The organism is Mycobacterium europaeum (assembly GCF_002102155.1).
In the GTDB taxonomy this organism is placed as follows: domain Bacteria; phylum Actinomycetota; class Actinomycetes; order Mycobacteriales; family Mycobacteriaceae; genus Mycobacterium; species Mycobacterium europaeum.
On sequence record NZ_LQOU01000010.1, the window covers coordinates 30,012 to 45,193 of the forward strand.

At 68.9% G+C, this 15,182-nt stretch carries 15 protein-coding genes and 1 pseudogene; 6 read left to right on the top strand and 10 right to left on the bottom strand.

Going from position 1 to position 15,182, the window contains the following annotated elements:
- Nucleotides 1-47: 47 nt before the first annotated feature.
- The gene (locus AWC03_RS04210) at nucleotides 48-719 is read left to right on the top strand and encodes an SDR family oxidoreductase (protein ID WP_085239273.1); all 672 of its coding nucleotides are present in this window, start codon (nucleotides 48-50) and stop codon (nucleotides 717-719) included.
- Nucleotides 720-730: 11 nt separating this feature from the next.
- On the opposite strand, the gene leuS is transcribed toward AWC03_RS04210, so the two are convergent.
- Nucleotides 731-3,643 (bottom strand): leucine--tRNA ligase, encoded by a 2,913-nt coding sequence (leuS, locus tag AWC03_RS04215; protein ID WP_085239274.1) that lies wholly within the window; start codon nucleotides 3,641-3,643, stop codon nucleotides 731-733.
- 179 nt (nucleotides 3,644-3,822) lie between these two features.
- Between leuS and AWC03_RS04220 the strand changes: the two genes are divergently transcribed.
- Together AWC03_RS04220 and AWC03_RS04225 are read left to right on the top strand one after the other, a co-directional pair.
- Nucleotides 3,823-4,971, top strand: a complete 1,149-nt coding sequence (locus AWC03_RS04220; protein ID WP_085239275.1) for an LpqN/LpqT family lipoprotein — start codon at nucleotides 3,823-3,825, stop codon at nucleotides 4,969-4,971.
- Nucleotides 4,972-5,036: 65 nt separating this feature from the next.
- Nucleotides 5,037-5,378, top strand: coding sequence for a hypothetical protein (locus tag AWC03_RS04225; RefSeq protein WP_085239276.1), 342 nt, complete (start codon nucleotides 5,037-5,039; stop codon nucleotides 5,376-5,378).
- A gap of 34 nt (nucleotides 5,379-5,412) precedes the next feature.
- Here the strand turns inward: AWC03_RS04225 and AWC03_RS04230 are convergent, their stop codons facing one another.
- Complete coding sequence (locus AWC03_RS04230; protein WP_085239277.1) at nucleotides 5,413-6,018, bottom strand: YqgE/AlgH family protein; 606 nt, start codon at nucleotides 6,016-6,018, stop codon at nucleotides 5,413-5,415.
- Between the two features lie 111 nt (nucleotides 6,019-6,129).
- Between AWC03_RS04230 and AWC03_RS04235 the strand changes: the two are divergent.
- Both AWC03_RS04235 and AWC03_RS04240 read left to right on the top strand, forming a co-directional pair.
- A pseudogene (locus tag AWC03_RS04235) lies at nucleotides 6,130-7,478 on the top strand (MFS transporter).
- A complete protein-coding gene (locus tag AWC03_RS04240; RefSeq protein ID WP_085239500.1) occupies nucleotides 7,478-8,251 on the top strand; it encodes a TIGR03084 family metal-binding protein in 774 nt (257 codons plus the stop codon). Before AWC03_RS04235 ends, AWC03_RS04240 begins: the two are co-directional and overlap by 1 nt.
- A gap of 128 nt (nucleotides 8,252-8,379) precedes the next feature.
- Here the strand turns inward: AWC03_RS04240 and AWC03_RS04245 are convergent, their stop codons facing one another.
- Nucleotides 8,380-8,703 (bottom strand): DUF2710 family protein, encoded by a 324-nt coding sequence (locus AWC03_RS04245; protein WP_211279206.1) that lies wholly within the window; start codon nucleotides 8,701-8,703, stop codon nucleotides 8,380-8,382.
- Nucleotides 8,704-8,768: 65 nt separating this feature from the next.
- Nucleotides 8,769-10,667, bottom strand: coding sequence for a DUF5631 domain-containing protein (locus tag AWC03_RS04250; protein ID WP_249025821.1), 1,899 nt, complete (start codon nucleotides 10,665-10,667; stop codon nucleotides 8,769-8,771).
- A gap of 82 nt (nucleotides 10,668-10,749) precedes the next feature.
- Here AWC03_RS04250 and AWC03_RS27390 point away from each other — a divergent pair, with 82 nt between their 5' ends.
- Complete coding sequence (locus AWC03_RS27390; RefSeq protein ID WP_167542651.1) at nucleotides 10,750-10,893, top strand: hypothetical protein; 144 nt, start codon at nucleotides 10,750-10,752, stop codon at nucleotides 10,891-10,893.
- Nucleotides 10,894-10,906: 13 nt separating this feature from the next.
- Here the strand turns inward: AWC03_RS27390 and AWC03_RS04255 are convergent, their stop codons facing one another.
- The 6 genes from AWC03_RS04255 to AWC03_RS04280 form a co-directional block, all read right to left on the bottom strand.
- Nucleotides 10,907-11,218 carry a DUF2694 family protein gene (locus tag AWC03_RS04255; RefSeq protein ID WP_085239279.1) on the bottom strand — a complete coding sequence of 104 codons (312 nt, stop codon included), beginning with the start codon at nucleotides 11,216-11,218 and terminating at the stop codon, nucleotides 10,907-10,909.
- A complete protein-coding gene (locus AWC03_RS04260; RefSeq protein WP_085239503.1) occupies nucleotides 11,215-11,532 on the bottom strand; it encodes an ESX-1 secretion-associated protein in 318 nt (105 codons plus the stop codon). Before AWC03_RS04260 ends, AWC03_RS04255 begins: the two co-directional genes overlap by 4 nt.
- Before the next feature lie 50 nt (nucleotides 11,533-11,582).
- Nucleotides 11,583-12,953: a DUF4226 domain-containing protein gene (locus AWC03_RS04265; protein ID WP_085239280.1), complete on the bottom strand. Its 1,371-nt coding sequence runs from the start codon at nucleotides 12,951-12,953 to the stop codon at nucleotides 11,583-11,585.
- 145 nt (nucleotides 12,954-13,098) lie between these two features.
- Nucleotides 13,099-13,461, bottom strand: a complete 363-nt coding sequence (locus AWC03_RS04270; protein ID WP_085239281.1) for a DUF4226 domain-containing protein — start codon at nucleotides 13,459-13,461, stop codon at nucleotides 13,099-13,101.
- Nucleotides 13,462-13,477: 16 nt separating this feature from the next.
- Complete coding sequence (locus AWC03_RS04275) at nucleotides 13,478-14,293, bottom strand: C40 family peptidase (RefSeq protein WP_085239282.1); 816 nt, start codon at nucleotides 14,291-14,293, stop codon at nucleotides 13,478-13,480.
- The gene (locus AWC03_RS04280) at nucleotides 14,290-15,060 is read right to left on the bottom strand and encodes a helix-turn-helix domain-containing protein (RefSeq protein ID WP_085239283.1); all 771 of its coding nucleotides are present in this window, start codon (nucleotides 15,058-15,060) and stop codon (nucleotides 14,290-14,292) included. The genes AWC03_RS04275 and AWC03_RS04280 overlap by 4 nt, the downstream gene beginning before the upstream one ends.
- Nucleotides 15,061-15,182 lie beyond the last annotated feature (122 nt).

A 15,182-nucleotide genomic window follows, 5' to 3' on the forward strand; every position in this document is an offset into this window, starting at 1 on the left:
ATTACCTACCAGTCAACCATTTTGGCTGCGTCCGTAGACTCCCTTACATGCCCACTGCACTCATTACCGGCGCCGGTGGCGGTATCGGCTCCGCAATCGCCGCCGCGCTGGCCCCCACCCACACCTTGCTCCTGGCCGGCCGGCCTTCTGACCGGCTCGACGCCGTCGCGGAGCGACTCGGCTCGACGACGTTTCCACTGGACCTGACCGACTCCGACGACATCGAGGCCGCCTGCGAGATCGTGGACGAACTCGACGTGCTGGTGCACAACGCCGGGGTATCCATCCCCGGTCATGTCGCGGAGTCAGACGTCGATGAGTGGCGTGCCACCTTCGCCGTCAATGTCTTTGGGCCGGTGGAACTTACACTCGCCCTGCTGCCGGCGCTGCGGCGTGCGCGCGGTCAGGTGGTGTTCATCAACTCCGGCGCGGGGCGCAACGTCTCTCCCGGCATGGCCTCCTACTCGGCCAGCAAGTTCGCGTTGCGGGCCTTCGCCGACTCACTGCGCGCCGACGAGCCGGAGCTGCGGGTGACGACGGTCTACCCCGGCCGCACCGACAGCGAGATGCAGCGCGAGCTCGTCGCATTCGAGGGCGGCACCTACGACCCCACCAAATTCCTCAAGCCGGAAACCGTCGCCGCCGCCGTCGCCAACGTCGTGGCCACGCCACCGGACGGCCACGTTCACGAGGTGGTGCTGCGGCCGACGGGGCGCTGACGCGGCGATGGTCAGATGACCAGGTTGACCAGCCGACCGGGGACCACGATCACCTTGCGGGGGTTGGCGCCCGCCAGGAAGGCCCGGACCTTCTCGTCCGACAACGCCGCGGCCTTCAGGGTCTCCTGGTCGGCGTCGGCGGCTACCACCACTCGCCCGCGCACCTTGCCGTTGACCTGGACGGGGTATTCGACGCTGTCGTCGACCAGGTACGTCGGGTCCGCCTCCGGGAACGGGCCATGCGCCAGCGAGGTGGTGTGGCCCAGCCGCAGCCACAACTCCTCTGCCATGTGCGGGGCCAGCGGCGCCAGCATCAGCACCAGCGGCTCGACCGCGGCCCGCGGCACCGCGTCGCGGTGCTCTTTGGTCAGGTGGTTGGTGTACTCGATCAGCTTGGCGGCCGCGGTGTTATTGCGCAGTGCGGCATAGTCTTCCGAGACTCCCGCGATGGTGCGGTGTAGCGCTCGAAGGGTGTCGCCGTCGAGCTCTTGCGGCCCGTCGGTGTCGAGCACCCGGGTCTTGCCGGTCTGCTCGTCGACCACCAGGCGCCACACCCGCTGCAGGAAGCGGTGCGCCCCGACGACGTCCTTGGTGGCCCATGGGCGGGAGGCTTCCAGCGGGCCCATCGACATCTCGTAGACCCGGAGCGTGTCCGCGCCGTACTCGTCGCAGATCTCATCGGGCGAGATCGAATTCTTCAGGCTCTTGCCGATTTTGCCGAATTCCTGGAAGACCTCGATCTCGCCGTCCGGTCCCCCGTAGAAGAAGTGGCCGTCGTGCTCGACCACCTCGTCGGCCGGAACGTATGAGCCGCGCGAGTCGGTATAGGCGAACGCTTGGATGTAGCCCTGGTTGACCAGGCGGCGGTACGGTTCGCGGGAACTCACGTGGCCCAGGTCGTACAACACCTTGTGCCAGAACCGGGCGTACAACAGGTGCAGCACCGCATGCTCGGCGCCTCCGACGTAGAGGTCGACACCGCCGGGATCCTGCGGGCCGTGCTCGGCGGGCCGCGGGCCCATCCAATAAGCCTCATTTTCCTTGGCGCACAACTGCTCCGAGTTGTGCGGATCGGTGTAGCGCAGTTCGTACCAGGAGCTGCCGGCCCACTGCGGCATCACGTTGGTGTCGCGGGTGTAGGGCCGCAGGCCGTCGCCCAGGTCGAGTTCGACGTGCACCCAGTCGGTCGCCTTGGCCAGTGGTGGCGACGGCTCGCTGTCGGCGTCGTCGGGGTCGAACAGCACCGGGGAATAGTCGGGCACGTCGGGCAACTCGACCGGCAGTGCGGCCTCGTCGAGCGCGTGCGCGCGTCCGTCGCTGTCGTAGACGATCGGAAACGGTTCACCCCAGTAGCGCTGCCGGGCGAAAAGCCAGTCCCGCAACTTGAATTCGATCCGGGCCCAGCCGCGGCCGTCCGCCTCCAGTCGGGCGGTGATCGCTTCCTTCGCCGCCGGCACGTCCAACCCATCGAGGTAGCCGGAGTTGACCAGCACGCCGTCGCCGGCGTATGCGGCCTCCGAGATGTCGCCTCCGGCAATGACTTCCACGATCGGCAGGCCGAACTCCTTGGCGAAGTCCCAGTCGCGCTGGTCGTGGCCGGGAACCGCCATGATCGCGCCGGTGCCGTAGCCGGCCAGCACGTAGTCGGCGATGAAGATCGGCACCGGTTTGCCGTTGGCGGGATTGGTCGCGTAGCTGCCCAGAAAGACGCCGGTCTTGTCCCTGCTCTCCTGACGCTCGAGGTCGGACTTCGCCGCGATCGCCCGCCGGTATGCGGCCACCGCCTCCCCCGGTGTCGCGGACCCATACGTCCACCGCACGTCGGTCCCCTCCGGCCAAGCGCCGGCGATCAGCCCGTCGACCAGGTCGTGCTCGGGAGCCAGCACCAGGTAGGTGGCGCCGAACATGGTGTCGGGCCGGGTGGTGAACACCTCGATGTCGACCGTCTCGCCGCCGCCGTCGTGCGCCGAGAACAGCGCCCGCGTGCCGGTGGAGCGACCGATCCAGTTGCGCTGCATGGACTTGACCGGCTCCGGCCAGTCCAGCACGTCCAGGTCGTCGAGCAACCGGTCGGCGTAGGCGGTGATGCGCATCATCCACTGCCGCAACCGCTTCCGGAACACCGGGAAGTTGCCGCGGTCGCTGCGGCCGTCCGAGGTGACCTCCTCGTTGGCCAGCACCGTGCCGAGGCCGGGACACCAATTCACCATCGAGTCGGCGCGATACACCAGTCGGTGGCTGTCGATCACGTCGGCCCGGTCCCCCGCCGGCAGCGTGGCCCAATCCCGTCCATCCTCGAGGCGCCTTGTGCCGGAATCGAATTCGGCGATCAGCTCGGCGATCGGGCGGGCCTTGCGGGCCGCGGTGTCGAACCAGGCGTTGTAGATTTGCAGGAAGATCCACTGCGTCCACTTGTAGAACTCGACGTCGGTGGTCGAAAAGCTGCGCCGGCTGTCGTGACCAAGCCCCAGCCGGCCAAGTTGACGCCGGAAGTTCACGACGTTGGCCTCGGTCCGGGTGCGCGGATGGGTGCCGGTCTGCACGGCGTATTGCTCGGCGGGCAGCCCGAAGGCGTCGAAGCCCAACGCGTGCAGGACGTTATGTCCCGTCATCCGGTAGTAGCGGGCGTAGACGTCGGTGGCGATGTAGCCCAGCGGGTGGCCGACGTGCAGTCCCTCCCCCGAGGGATAGGGAAACATGTCCTGCACGAACAACTTGTCGGTGGGGACCGGGGTGCCGTCCGCCGGGGCCAGCGAACCGACCGGATTGGGCACGTTGAACGTCCCGAGCCTCGCCCAGTTCTCCTGCCAGGTGCTTTCGATACGGCCCGCCAGCGCCGCGGTGTAGCGATACGTCGGCGCATCGGCGTCCGTCTGAACGGCACCGGGGCTGCTCTCGGCGGCGGTGGTCGGGGAGTCGGTCACCTGAACAGGGTATAAGGGTGGCCTCGACCGAAACGCCCGGCCACAGGATGATCTCGGTTCCGTTGCACACGGATCAGGGGTTCATCCCAGCTCTGTCTCGGGCCTATCCACCGCCTTTGACCTGTAGTTACAGTCGGCCTCTAACTGCTGGCAGTGCGCCATTGGAAGGACCGACGCAGATGATCGAGATCGTCCCCGCCCACCGTGCGCTCGTCGGGGGTCTGGTCGCCGGCCTGATCGGCATGGCGGTTGTCACGAGCGCGCAGGCATCGGCAGACCCCTCGCTTCCCGCGCCGGCACCCGTTCCCGCGATCCCGGCACCAGCGCCGCAGAACGCCGCCGCCGCGCCCGCGCAGGCGCCGACCAACCGGCTGCTCGCCGCACCGCCGGCCGCGAATCCGGTCGCGGCGCCGGCGGCCCCGGCCGCCGCGGCGCCGAGCGCGGTCGCTCCCGCCGCGCCGGTGGCCCCCGCGGTCACCCCCGCCACCTCCGGGACCATCCGCGAATACCTCGAGTCGAAGGGGGTCAAGCTCGAAGCGCAGAAACCGCAAGGGCTCAAGGCGCTCGACATCACCTTGCCGGTGCCGGCGCGGTGGACTCAGGTCCCCGACCCCAACGTGCCCGACGCCTTCGCGGTGATCGCCGACCGGCAGGGCAGCAGCATCTACAGCTCAAATGCCCAGGTAGTGGTCTACAAGCTGGTTGGCAATTTCGACCCCAGGGAGGCCATCTCCCACGGCTACGTGGACAGCCAGCGACTTCTCGCCTGGCAGCCCACGAACGCCTCGATGGCCGATTTCGGCGGCTTCCCGTCGTCGATCGTCGAAGGCACCTACCGTGACGGCGACATGACGCTCAACACCTCGCGGCGCCACGTCATCGCCACCTCAGGGCCGGACAAATACCTGGTGTCGCTCGCCGTGACCACCGATCGCGCGGTGGCCGTCGCCGACGCACCGGCCACGGACGCCATCGTCAACGGCTTTCGCGTGACGGTTCCCGGGGCCCACACCCCCGCTCCGGCTCAGACGCCGGCGGCCTCACCGGCCGGACTGCCCGGGCAGACGCCGGCCGCACCCCCGGCCGGGCAGACGCCGGCCACGCCCCCGATCGCACAGCCGCCCGTCACCGCCCCGGTCGGGCAGACGCCGCTCACACCCCCGATCGCACAGGCGCCAACGGTGGCTCCGCTGACGCAGACCTCGGCCATGGCTCCGGCGCGCCTGCCAGTGCAGGCGCCCGTGCCCAGCCGGCAGCCGACGCCGAACCTGCTGGCCCTGGTTCCCGGCCTGCCCCCGCTGCCCAACTTTTCATTTCTGCAGCACTAGGCGCGCACCCCGGCACCCTCGGAGCCCGCTGAGCGGACCGGCGGCCGTGCTCGTATTGTGAGCCCATGCTGATTGCGGGCGTGCTGTGCATGTGTGCGGCGGTGGCCTCCGCCGGATTCGGAACGTGGTCGCTGGCGCATCCTCAGAATGTCGAGCCCACCGCGTTGGCGCTGCGGTCCATGGCTCCTGCGCAACTGGCAGCGGCGATCATGCTGGCGGCCGGCGGCGTGGTGGCGCTGGCCGCGCCCCCGCACACCGCGCTGGTGGTGCTGATCGTCTGCGTCGCCGGCGCTATCGGGACGGTCGCGGCCGGATCCTGGCAGAGCGCGCGCTTCGCACTGCGAGAAGAGTCGGCCGCGCCCGTATGCGCGGGGACCTGCGCCGGCTGCACGCAGTCCTGCCACTGAAATCCGGCCGCCACCCCAACGCGGGGGAGTGGAGCTAGTTGCGGCTGAGGTCGATCGGATGGGTGGCCAGGAGCGACAGGGGCAGCGGCTGGCGACGCAGCACCTGTCCCCACAGGTCGGACCGCGCCCCTGCGAGAACGTCAGATGGCAAGGCGGACAAGACGATCCAGTCGTCGCGCTCGATTTCGCCTTCCAGCTGGCCGATGGTCCAGCCGGAGTAGCCCGCGAAAATTCGCACCCCCTCGACCAGGGGGGCGATCGTGTCGGGGTCCGCGTCGAGATCGACCATCACCACCCGGCCGGCCACATGCCGCAGGCCAGCGACACCCTGCGGATCGGCGCCAACCCGCAACGCCGCCAGGCACAGGGCCGCGTCACGCTTCACCGGTCCGCCGATGAACATCGTCTTCGGCTTGGCCGCCAATTTCGTCCACTGCGGCAGCACGTTGTACACCGCGGTCTCGCTGGCGCGGTTGAGCACGACCCCCAACGTCCCGCCATCGTTGTGCTCGACGATGTAGATCACGCTGCGCCGGAACGTCGGTTCGAAGAGGTCGGTGTTGGCCAGCAGCAAGGTACCCGCGCGCACCCGCTGCGCGGCCGGCGCGACATAGTCCTCTGGATCCTCGGGCGGCGGCACCCCACCATCATCGCATCCGGTGCTTGCCGCCCGGGGGAATCGAGCGTGGGGCGTGAAGATTTGTACTGTTGGTAAGGCGGCTCGGATCGTGGCGAGCTTGCTAGCCCCCTCGTGGAAGTCGGTTCGTGATCCCATCCCGGATGCACTCGAGCGCACCCGCCGAAATGTGGCGGTCGGTGCGCAGTTTGCCAGACTTCTGGCGGCTGCTGCAGGTGCGCATGGCGAGCCAATTCGGTGACGGGCTGTTTCAGGCGGGGCTTGCGGGGGCGTTGCTGTTCAATCCGGACCGCGCTGCCGATCCGATGGCGATCGCGCGGGCGTTCACCGTGTTGTTCCTGCCTTACTCGCTGTTGGGGCCGTTCGCGGGAGCGCTGATGGACCGCTGGGACCGGCGGCTGGTGCTCGTCGGCGCCAACGCCGGCCGCCTCGTCCTGATCGCCGCCATCGGCACCATCCTGGCCGTCCGGGCCGGCGACCTGCCGCTGTTACTGGGCGCGCTGTTCGCCAACGGGCTGGCCCGGTTCGTCGCGTCCGGGCTGTCGGCGTCACTGCCGCACGTCGTGCCGCGGGAACAGGTTGTCACGATGAACGCCGCGGCCAACGCGGTCGGGGCCGTCGCCGCCTTCATCGGCGCCAACTTCATGCTCGTTCCCCGGTTCGTGTTCGGCGCCGACGACAAGGGAGCCTCGGCGATCATCTTCCTGACCGCGATCCCCATACTGATCGCGCTGCTGCTGTCCTGGCGGTTCGGCTCCCATGTACTGGGCCCGGACGACACCAAGCGGGCGATCCACGGGCCGGTCGTCTACGCCGTGGTCACCGGTTGGCTGCACGGCGCGCGGACGGTGGCGCAGCGGCCGACGGTCTCCGCCACCTTGTCCGGCCTGGCGGTCCACCGCATGGTGATCGGCATCAATTCCTTGCTGGTTTTGTTGCTGGTCCACCACATGACCCATCCCGAGGCCGGGGGATTGGGTACCGCACTGCTGTTCTTCGGCGCCGCGGGCCTGGGCGCGTTCCTGGCCAACGTGCTGACGCCGCCCGCGGTCCGTCGCTGGGGGCGCTACACGACGGTGAACGGCGCCTTGGCGACGTCGGCGATCATCGAGGTCGCGGGCGCGGGGCTGCTGCTGCCGATCATGGTGGCGTGCGGCTTCTTCCTGGGAGTGAGCGGACAGATGGTCAAGCTGTGCGCCGACTCGGCCATGCAGATGGACGTCGACGACGCCCTTCGCGGCCACGTCTTCGCCGTACAGGACGCGCTGTTCTGGGTATCGTTCATCGTCGCGATCACGGTGGCCGCGGCGTTGATTCCCGCCGACGGGCACGCACCGGCATTCGCGCTGTTCGGCTCGGGTCTGTACCTGGCCGGTCTGGCCATGCACAGCTTCCTGGGCCGGCGCGGCGAGCAGGCGAATAATCGCTACCCGGCGGGGGCGACGGACGAGCGGAGGCAATGATGGCGGGTCCCGAATCGATCGTGGCTGACCTACGTGCGGAAAGCGATGAACTCGACGGCCTGGTGGCGCCGCTGCCGGCCGAACGCTGGGCCGATCCGACGCCGGCGCCCGGCTGGACCATCGCGCATCAGATCGGCCACCTGTTGTGGACCGACCGGGTCGCGCTGACCTCGGTCACCGACGAGGCCGGGTTCGCCGAACAGCTCAAGGCCGCCGCGGCCGACCCGACCGGCTTCGTCGACGCGGGCGCCGAAGAGTTGGCGGCCCTGGCGCCGGCCGAATTGCTCGCCGATTGGCGGGCCACCCGTCGCCGCCTGCACGACGAGCTGCTGAAGGTTCCCGCGGGGCGCAAGCTGCCCTGGTTCGGGCCGCCGATGAGCGCGGCGTCGATGGCAACCGCGCGGTTGATGGAGACCTGGGCCCACGGCCTGGATGTCGCCGACGCGCTGGGCGTCAAACGCGCGGCCACCGACCGGCTGAGATCGATCGCCCACCTGGGGGTACGCACCCGCGACTACGCCTTCTTCGTCAACAATTTGCCTGCTCCGGCCGCACCGTTCCTGGTCGAGCTGCGCGGACCGGGCGGCGACACCTGGAGCTGGGGACCCCCCGACGCGGCGCAGCGGGTCACCGGTGCGGCCGAAGACTTCTGCTTTCTGGTCACGCAGCGCCGCCCGCTCAGCGCTCTGGACATCACGGCGCACGGGGCCGAGGCCCAGCGCTGGCTGGAGATCGCGCAAGCCTTCGCGGGACCGCCGGGCGACGGTCGATGAGCGCGCGACGCGCGCGAAGAGAGCCGGCGCCCATCCGATCCCGCGACGGTCGATGAGCGCGCGACGCGCGCGAAGAGAGCCGGCGCCCATCCAACCCCGCGACGGTCGATGAGCGCGCGACGCGCGCGTTAGCGCAGCGGTCCGCCGTAACTGGCCCGGTTCTCGGCCTCGGCCTCTTCGCGGAGCGCCGCGATCGCCAGATTCAACCTGTCGGCCAGCTCGCCGTGGGCATATCCGGTCATCACCCCGGGGTGCAGGGTCAGCTTGAGCAACCGTCCGTCGGAATTCGCCACGGCATAGACGTCGCCGAGGTCGACGCTGTAGGTGACGGCCTCGGCCTGGGCAACGAGGGCTTCCCATTTGTCGGCCGCCTCGCTCAGTTCGCGAAGGACTGATTCGACGAGATCCTTGTCGCTGAGATTCGCGCGACTGCCCGAACCCGACACGGTCACAGTATGTCGACCCCTCCCACCAGCGTCAATTCAAAAATCCCCCGTTGCGCGCAACCCCTCGCGGCCTACGTGCCCGGCGGCCGACCGGCGAGTTTCTGAAACCAGGCGAGGTGATAGTTCGCCGACACCGCGTCTCCGCTCGCGATGCCTTCGGTGGCGGCCATCAATAGACACTTGAGCAGAAGTGCCGGATTCACCGCCGGGTACTGGACCAGAAGCTGGTAGCGCGCCGTATCGAGGTGCACCCGCAGCACGTCGACCTCCTGGTCGATGATCACGGCACCCGCGGCCGCCGCGTCCGCCAGCCTCTGCACGATCCGGGGGAGCCCATCAAAGCGGCGCGTGGTCTGGCTCAGCACTGTGCCCAGATCCTCGATGGCCGGCAGCTCGCGCGGTTCCAGCGATGATTTGGTCGCGGCGAAGTCGACCGAGCGGTGCAGCGAATCACCGGGAGCGTAGGTCACGACCCGCACCGCGTCGCCGATCAAGGCAGAGACCCTGCCGCTGCGTTGGTCGGGTTCCAACAACCGCACGCCGGCCGGCAGGGTAATACCCGCCGGTATCCATCCGTGGGCGAGGTCGGTAACCAAAACCGTCGTACCGTCCGCGCGATCACCGACGGCCCAGTTCAGCCGCGGTTCCTGGCGGACCACGTACTCGAGCAGCCGGTTGAGTCTGTCGACCTCGAAACCCGTTGCAGCGGCAGCCTTGTCGCGCGGTGGGGCGGGCTTCTTCGGGGGAGCCTGCGGTACATCGCGCCCCACGACGGGCTCGCCGACGACCGCATGATGGCGGCCGCTGCCCGCCGGCTCGCCGACGACGGGCTCGGCTTCGGTGATCGCGGGGATGACCTGCGTGTCCTGCAGAGAAGCCGCCGCGCCGTCGGCGGGCGGCGCCTGCGGGGCCGGCTGCGCCTCGACCGGCAGTTCGTTGACCGGGCCGGCGTCGGTGATCGCCGGAATCACCTGCGTCTCCTCGGTCGACTCCGCCGTGGTGTCGTCCACCGGTTCTGCAGCCCGCTCGGGTTCGGGCCGGCACGTTGCCGCCTCTTGTGCTTCCACGTGGCGGCGACCGTCGGCGACGGGCTCCGAGCTCTCGGTCGGCCGGTCCATCACCGGCCCGGGCTCGGTGATGACCGGGATTACCTGCGTCTGCTCCAGAGCAGCCGCCGCCCCGTCGTCGTCGTCGGGCGGCTCCTGCTCGGCCGGCTGCGCCTCGTCGGGGACCGGCACCGGCTCGGCCACGTCTAGGCGACGGCCGTCGGCGGCGGGCTCCCGACCCGGCTGCACGCTCCCGTCCGTCGCGCCGACGGCGGCCTCCGCATCCGTGACGCTCGGTATGACCTGGGTCTCCTCCATGCCCGGTTCGGCGGTGTCCGCGGTGTTCGCCTCGGCGGCGATTTCATCCGGAGGTGGCCCGGGCTCATCGCCACCGCCTTGCGGCACGACCGGAGCCGGCTTGCGGGCGATTCGCCAGCGGGGCTTATGCACAGTCGCGGGGGCCGCATCGGGAGGTTCCGCGCCCGTCACGGCAGGAATGACCCGGGTCTGATCCATGCCCGATGACGGTGGTCCGCCGACCTGCGGTCGGGGATGTCCGACGGTCACCCCGGCGTTCACCGCGCGCAGCTGGCGAATCGTCGATTCGACGCGGCGCACAGCCCTGGCACGCGCTTCGTCGATGACCCGAGTCTCCTCCGCCTGGCGGGGCAGATCGGCCAGACCCGCACGCTTGATCATCTTCAGCTGCTCGTTGGCGCTGTCGGCGATTCGCTGCAGGTCGGTCCTCAGATATTCTGCGAGCGCGGCGTTTTCGGAGGTGACCGGCGAAAGTTCGGCAGGCCAAAGACCACCGATCACCCACGGGGTGCAATCGATGGGAGAGCTGAAGGCGGGCATCGCCAGTGATTCCCGGGTAGCTCTCCGGAGGCGCTGACGCGCCGTCATCCGACCGAAGATCGCCACCGGCTAAGCGTACCGGGAGCTGATGAATCGCCTATTCGGTCAGTGAATTGTGCAGCTGTGACGGCCTGGGTAGCGTGGAGATATGGCTGAATCTGCCCTGCAGCAGCAACTCGACGAAGTGCGTGCCCTGCTCGCTCGCGCACGAGAGTTGTTCGGCCCCAACCCCGTAGAGCCGCCCACCGATATCGTTCCTGATCCCGGGGCGGCCAAGACCTGGGTGCTGTAGGCGCGGGAGCCGGTTAGATCACGCTGCCGCGCCGGCGCAATTTGTGGGCCAGCAGCTTCTCGATCGCCGCATCGAGGTCTCGCGGGGTCGGTACCTCGGCCGAGGGGGTGTGTCCGGCCGCCAGGATTTCAGCGCGGATTTCCAGCAATGCCTTCAGGCAAGACACGTCGGCGGTCAGCAAGATGCCTCGCGCCAGCGTGTCGGCGTCGGTCTCCATCGCCTCTTCGCTCAGCGCAACGCTGTGCATGTACCCGCCGCGGCAGGAGCGGACGAGGATGTGCCCACTCGGGTGAACGGTGTCAAAAGCGGGATTCGCGTCCGTCATCGACCGCGGTCAGCAATGCCGCCGAGGTTGCGTGCCGCATCCTGCTCGTGTTGTTCCCACATCGTTGCCGAAGCCGTGAGTTTGTCCGCCAGGTCGGCGTGGTCGGCTGCCTGTTGCTCGTAGCACTGGCGTCTGAGCTCGAGCAATTCGCGCCCGGCGTCACGGAGTTCACCGAAGATGGGGCCCAGCGAGTCCAGGCTTTCCTGTATGGCCTCGTGCGAGGACGGGACCGTACGCAAGTACTCAGAGGTCTCCTGGTGGCGCGCGGCGGCTTGACGCAAGTGCTCGGGCACCACATGGATCGAATCTGCCATCCGCTGTCTCCTGTTCCCGGCCGCCGGCCAGACCGGCGGGATCACTATTGTCAGATGGTCGGCGAACTCGCCGGCCGCGTGGGTGTCGGTGTGTCGGGCTTCGCCGGTGCGGTCGCGGCCGTCACCGGCGGATGCTCCCAGCCTAGAAAGCTTGGCCCGCTCACGGTGGCGATGTCTTGGATTTGGCCATCGAGAAGGGCCTTGCCCGGCCCGAGCGCAAGCGCGTGCCGGTCGACGAACATTCCGATGTCCGCCGGAACCACGCGCGCAGCGTCGACCGGTTCGGCGACCGCGGTGCCTGGCGGTGGAATTGTTATTCCTTGCTGTTGGAAGGCATCTGGTATCGCCACTCCACCGACCGCGGCCTTGATCGCAGCTGCCAACTGGGGGCTGGCGGCCGTCACCGTCTCGCCGTCGGGCAACGTCACAGTGGTGGGACCGGCCGGGGGGGCATCACCCCCCGCAGCCGACGCGTCCTGGGCGGAGTCCTCATCCTGGTCGCCCGGTTCGTCTGACGAAGGGTCCGCCTTCGCATCGCCCGGGTCCGTCGGGTCCAGCAGGCCTTCGTCGTCGAGGCCCTGCAGAGTGGGATCGGTTCTGTCGTCACCCTGCAGCCCGGGAATCGAAAACCCGCCCGGCGGTGTACCCAAACTCGGCAGCCCCGGCGTGAGGCTGGGCATCGTCGGCGGCACGGGCGCCAAGGGCGCCAGGGGAGCCGTCGCGCCCTCCGGCGCAACCGTTCCCGACAGATCATCGGTCGCCAGGCCCGGGTCGTCGGCCAACAACGAATCCAGCAGCGGATCCCAGTCAGAATCCCCCGTAGCCGGAGCGGCGGCGGCATCGGCGCCGGGCTCCCCGGCCGGCGGGTGTTCGTCGGGATTGCTCGTTTGACTCTTGGACGCGTCGTAGAGCGACGTCCACGCCGCCATCAGCGCCGATTTCGACGTGTCATCGAGTCTCGCGTTGAGCACCACCGCGCGAATGTCACGAAGCTTGCCGATCAGAAAGCGCTGAAAATCCCGTGCCCCGGCGGGAGTGTCCAGATCCGAGCGTGTTCGCACCGCGGCTTCGGTGTCCTGCTGCAACTTCGCCAGTGCCTGTCCGCCGTCGACGGCGTTGAGGTGGGCGTTCAAGATGGCCGTGATCACTTGCATGTCCAGCTGTGAACTAGCCGAATTCTGGTGCGACAGTGCGGCTTCGGCGCGTGCGATGGCTTCCGCCGCCTCGCCCCTCTCTCCCTCGGGCGCGGCGGCATGTTGACGGATCTTGCCCACGATCGTCTGGAGCTGCTCGGGCCGGGTCGTCGGGGTGATCACGGCGGCCAGCTCACTGCGCGACAGGCCCGCCTGCCACGCGTTCGGGTCACCGGTGCGGTCGCGGGCATATTTCACCGCGGCAAGCAGCTCTTCGTACGCCGACATCAGCTACACGACCGGCGCTGCGGTCACCGCACATCTTTGCGGGATGCGTCGCGGCCCCTCCATGCCCGGCGACAGTACCCAGGCACCGTCCTGCCGACAATTCACTGCACCCGGCGATTGTGGATGACACGGCGAGGCCGCCTTGCTAGCCATTGGCCGGGCTGTACTGGTCCCGAAGACCTTCCAGTACAGCCTTTTTCGCGCGACTGAGTTCCCGCGCCTCCTCGATGACCGCCGTGATCTCGCGCTGCTTGTCCAGCAGGAACCGCTGAAATTCCCGTGCGCCCATGGGTGTGTCCAGGGCAAGGCGCCCTTGATGCACGGTGGCATGGTCGATCTGCTCGGCGATGGCATCCAGTCGCCTGGCGCCCTCGCGCGTGGCGGCATGCGCGCTGGCGAGCACCTCGGCCAGCACGCGGTCGGCGTCGACGGCCGTGCCGTGCTGGCCGGCCAGGTCTGATTGCCGCGCCTGCATGGCGGCTACCGAGGGTCCGGCTTGTTCCGTCATCGGTTCACCCTGTTCGTCATAGCGGTCGGCGAATAACGACGTTGGCGCCCAGCCGGCTGATCCGGACCGAGGCTCCCGGATAAGGTGCTTCGACCACCAGGTTGTTGCCGATGGCCAGCTGGACGTGTCCCGCGTGCGGGAAGACGAGATCACCGGGGCGCACTTGCGACCGCGGCACCGGGATCCCGTCGTTGATCTGCTGATACGTGGTGCGGTCCAAGTGAATTCCCGCTTGCGCGTAGCTCCACTGCACGAGCCCCGAACAATCGAACTGGTCGGGGCCCGTCGCGCCCCAGACGTAGGGTCGGCCAAGGCGCGACAGCGCGGCGCGGACCGCGATCGCCGCGCGCCCGGTCAACCCCGATCCCGCGGCGCGCTGGCGCAGCAGTTGGTAGCGCAGCGCACGCAGTTCCGCAAGGTGTCGTCGCGCCCGAAGCCGGGCCGACATGACGTGTAAGCGTTGGGTCCGCAGTCGCGCCGCGCGGCGCCGCATGGCCTCCCGCTGGGCCAACGGCGTCAGCGGGACGGCGGCGTCGGCCCGGGCTTCGTCGAGGACCCCTCGAGTCAGATCACGCGCCTGGGCCTGATCCCGCAAAGCGCCGGCGATGATGTTCGCTGCGGCGGTATCGGTGGCGGCCGCCGCCGCCAACCGGTGCCGGCTGTGCTCCACGGCGAGCCGGTAGCCGCCGCGCGCCACCGTGTCGTTCAGCCCGCCCGCTGCCCGCAACAGCTTGCGGTAGTGCCCCGTGCCCGCGTCCAGTGACGGGGGCCGCGCGCCACCGGCGAACATGTCGTGAGCGCGGCTCAACACCTCGAGTTCGCTGGCAGTCACTGCGCCTCCTCGCCTTGCTCGCCTTCCGATTCGACGGCGGCGGTGAAGGCGCGGACGCGGGGGAGCGCTCCGGGTGGAATGACCCCCCGGTTGCGAATGTCCCAGATTTCCCCGACGTCGACACCGACCAGCGCGGCGATGATCGTCTCCGGCAGCGACGACCGCGTGCACGCCCGGTCGAAGCGCGCGCTCAAGCTGGTCGGCATCCGCTTGAGCAGGGCGGTTCGAGTCGCCTCGAGGGCCCGGAGGTGTTCCATGAGGCGGTCGGTGGAGTCCGCGCCGGCATTCACCGCGACCCGCCAGGAACCGGCGGCGAGCATCTCTGCCTTCACGCACTGAGCGATCACAGACAGAATATACGTCTCATATTCGTTTGATGTTGTCGCCGGCAAGCGATCGATGACGGATTTGAGGGCTTCGAGCTGAGCTTCGGCATAGCCTTCCAGCACTTCCGTGTCGCTGTGACGGTCCACGACCACTGGCCCGGTGCGTCTGGCGGGCATCGGGGCGGGCGGCTGGGCGGCCATCAGCCGGGCCAGTTCCGCCTCCGGATCGGCCGCCACCAGCAGACGTGAGTAGGTGCCGGGCGGCAGCCCGAGCCCGTTCTCGACCTTCTGAACTGTGCTTTTGTGGGGCTTGCGGGCTCCTCGCTCGAGGAAGCTCAGGCCCATGATGCTGACGCCGGTTGCGGCGGCGAGGTCGGCCAACGACCAGTCGCGTGACTCGCGGAGGGCGCGGATCGCCGCGCCGGCCGATTCACGGCTCACCGCACGCTCCGGCCATAGGCCGGATATTACACAGCTGGGGTCGTATCGCTGCGGATATACGTTTTTGTCACGTTTCTCTTGCGCTGGGCGGTCGCATCTGTATACGCTTTTGCCTACGTTTC

Coding starts and splice junctions, on each gene's coding strand:
- AWC03_RS04210 (WP_085239273.1), top strand. CDS start 48: ATGCCCACTGCACTCATTACCGGCGCCGGTGGCGGTATCGGCTCCGCA.
- AWC03_RS04220 (WP_085239275.1), top strand. CDS start 3,823: ATGATCGAGATCGTCCCCGCCCACCGTGCGCTCGTCGGGGGTCTGGTC.
- AWC03_RS04225 (WP_085239276.1), top strand. CDS start 5,037: ATGCTGATTGCGGGCGTGCTGTGCATGTGTGCGGCGGTGGCCTCCGCC.
- AWC03_RS04240 (WP_085239500.1), top strand. CDS start 7,478: ATGGCGGGTCCCGAATCGATCGTGGCTGACCTACGTGCGGAAAGCGAT.
- AWC03_RS27390 (WP_167542651.1), top strand. CDS start 10,750: ATGGCTGAATCTGCCCTGCAGCAGCAACTCGACGAAGTGCGTGCCCTG.
- AWC03_RS04255 (WP_085239279.1), bottom strand. CDS start 11,218: ATGACGGACGCGAATCCCGCTTTTGACACCGTTCACCCGAGTGGGCAC.
- AWC03_RS04260 (WP_085239503.1), bottom strand. CDS start 11,532: ATGGCAGATTCGATCCATGTGGTGCCCGAGCACTTGCGTCAAGCCGCC.
- AWC03_RS04265 (WP_085239280.1), bottom strand. CDS start 12,953: ATGTCGGCGTACGAAGAGCTGCTTGCCGCGGTGAAATATGCCCGCGAC.
- AWC03_RS04270 (WP_085239281.1), bottom strand. CDS start 13,461: ATGACGGAACAAGCCGGACCCTCGGTAGCCGCCATGCAGGCGCGGCAA.